The organism is Streptomyces sp. LHD-70, from assembly GCF_031157275.1.
In the GTDB taxonomy this organism is placed as follows: Bacteria; Actinomycetota; Actinomycetes; order Streptomycetales; family Streptomycetaceae; genus Streptomyces.
On the sequence record NZ_JAVIFW010000053.1, the window covers coordinates 1 to 2,716 of the forward strand.

The 2,716-nt window shown below is 56.8% G+C and carries 1 rRNA gene; it reads left to right on the forward strand.

The annotated features are described in order from the left end of the window. Positions 1–2,694, forward strand: a 23S ribosomal RNA gene (locus RCO28_RS39205); the annotation flags it as partial. Positions 2,695–2,716: the final 22 nt, after the last annotated feature.

Consider the following 2,716-nt stretch of genomic DNA (forward strand, 5'->3'; position numbering starts at 1 on the left):
ATTAGCGGCTCGTTTGAGAGACACCCAAGTAGCACGGGGCCCGAGAAATCCCGTGTGAATCTGGCGGGACCACCCGCTAAGCCTAAATATTCCCTGGTGACCGATAGCGGATAGTACCGTGAGGGAATGGTGAAAAGTACCGCGGGAGCGGAGTGAAATAGTACCTGAAACCGTGTGCCTACAAGCCGTGGGAGCGTCGGAACAAGGCTTGCCTTGTTCTCGTGACTGCGTGCCTTTTGAAGAATGAGCCTGCGAGTTAGCGGTGTGTAGCGAGGTTAACCCGTGTGGGGAAGCCGTAGCGAAAGCGAGTCCGAACAGGGCGTTTGAGTTGCACGCTCTAGACCCGAAGCGGAGTGATCTAGCCATGGGCAGGTTGAAGCGGCTGTAAGAGGTCGTGGAGGACCGAACCCACCAGGGTTGAAAACCTGGGGGATGACCTGTGGTTAGGGGTGAAAGGCCAATCAAACTCCGTGATAGCTGGTTCTCCCCGAAATGCATTTAGGTGCAGCGTCGTGTGTTTCTTGCCGGAGGTAGAGCACTGGATAGGCGATGGGCCCTACCGGGTTACTGACCTTAGCCAAACTCCGAATGCCGGTAAGTGAGAGCGCGGCAGTGAGACTGTGGGGGATAAGCTCCATGGTCGAGAGGGAAACAGCCCAGAGCATCGACTAAGGCCCCTAAGCGTACGCTAAGTGGGAAAGGATGTGGAGTCGCAGAGACAACCAGGAGGTTGGCTTAGAAGCAGCCACCCTTGAAAGAGTGCGTAATAGCTCACTGGTCAAGTGATTCCGCGCCGACAATGTAGCGGGGCTCAAGCGTACCGCCGAAGTCGTGTCATTGCAGCAATACTCCCAACGGAGGCTGTGATGGGTAGGGGAGCGTCGTGTGCCGGGTGAAGCAGCCGCGGAAGCGAGTTGTGGACGGTTCACGAGTGAGAATGCAGGCATGAGTAGCGATACACACGTGAGAAACGTGTGCGCCGATTGACTAAGGGTTCCTGGGTCAAGCTGATCTGCCCAGGGTAAGTCGGGACCTAAGGCGAGGCCGACAGGCGTAGTCGATGGACAACCGGTTGATATTCCGGTACCCGCTTTGAAGCGCCCAACATCGAGCCCATTAATGCTAAGGCCGTGAAACCGCCGGGCCCCGTCTTTGACGTGGTTCGGAGTGGTGGAGCCGCTGACCCAAGGTGGTAGTAGGTGAGTGATGGGGTGACGCAGGAAGGTAGTCCAGCCCGGGCGGTGGTTGTCCCGGGGTAAGGGTGTAGGCCGTGTGATAGGCAAATCCGTCACACATTAAGGCTGAGACCTGATGCCGAGCCGATTGTGGTGAAGTGGATGATCCTATGCTGTCGAGAAAAGCCTCTAGCGAGTTTCATGGCGGCCCGTACCCTAAACCGACTCAGGTGGTCAGGTAGAGAATACCGAGGCGTTCGGGTGAACTATGGTTAAGGAACTCGGCAAAATGCCCCCGTAACTTCGGGAGAAGGGGGGCCATCACCGGTGATCACTCTTGCAGTGTGAGCTGGGGGTGGCCGCAGAGACCAGCGAGAAGCGACTGTTTACTAAAAACACAGGTCCGTGCGAAGCCGTAAGGCGATGTATACGGACTGACGCCTGCCCGGTGCTGGAACGTTAAGGGGACCGGTTAGTGCGCTTTCGGGCGTGCGAAGCTGAGAACTTAAGCGCCAGTAAACGGCGGTGGTAACTATAACCATCCTAAGGTAGCGAAATTCCTTGTCGGGTAAGTTCCGACCTGCACGAATGGCGTAACGACTTCTCGACTGTCTCAACCATAGGCCCGGTGAAATTGCACTACGAGTAAAGATGCTCGTTTCGCGCAGCAGGACGGAAAGACCCCGGGACCTTTACTACAGTTTGATATTGGTGTTCGGTTCGGCTTGTGTAGGATAGGTGGGAGACTTTGAAGCGGCCACGCCAGTGGTTGTGGAGTCGTCGTTGAAATACCACTCTGGTCGTGCTGGATGTCTAACCTGGGTCCGTGATCCGGATCAGGGACAGTGTCTGATGGGTAGTTTAACTGGGGCGGTTGCCTCCCAAAGAGTAACGGAGGCGCCCAAAGGTTCCCTCAGCCTGGTTGGCAATCAGGTGTTGAGTGTAAGTGCACAAGGGAGCTTGACTGTGAGACCGACGGGTCGAGCAGGGACGAAAGTCGGGACTAGTGATCCGGCGGTGGCTTGTGGAAGCGCCGTCGCTCAACGGATAAAAGGTACCCCGGGGATAACAGGCTGATCTTCCCCAAGAGTCCATATCGACGGGATGGTTTGGCACCTCGATGTCGGCTCGTCGCATCCTGGGGCTGGAGTCGGTCCCAAGGGTTGGGCTGTTCGCCCATTAAAGCGGTACGCGAGCTGGGTTTAGAACGTCGTGAGACAGTTCGGTCCCTATCCGCTGTGCGCGTAGGAGTCTTGAGAAGGGCTGTCCCTAGTACGAGAGGACCGGGACGGACGAACCTCTGGTGTGCCAGTTGTCCTGCCAAGGGCATGGCTGGTTGGCTACGTTCGGAAAGGATAACCGCTGAAAGCATCTAAGCGGGAAGCCTGCTTCGAGATGAGGACTCCCACCCCCTTTGAGGGGTTAAGGCTCCCAGTAGACGACTGGGTTGATAGGCCGGATGTGGAAGCACCGTAAGGTGTGGAGCTGACCGGTACTAATAGGCCGAGGGCTTGTCCTCAGTTGCTCGCGTCCACTGTGTT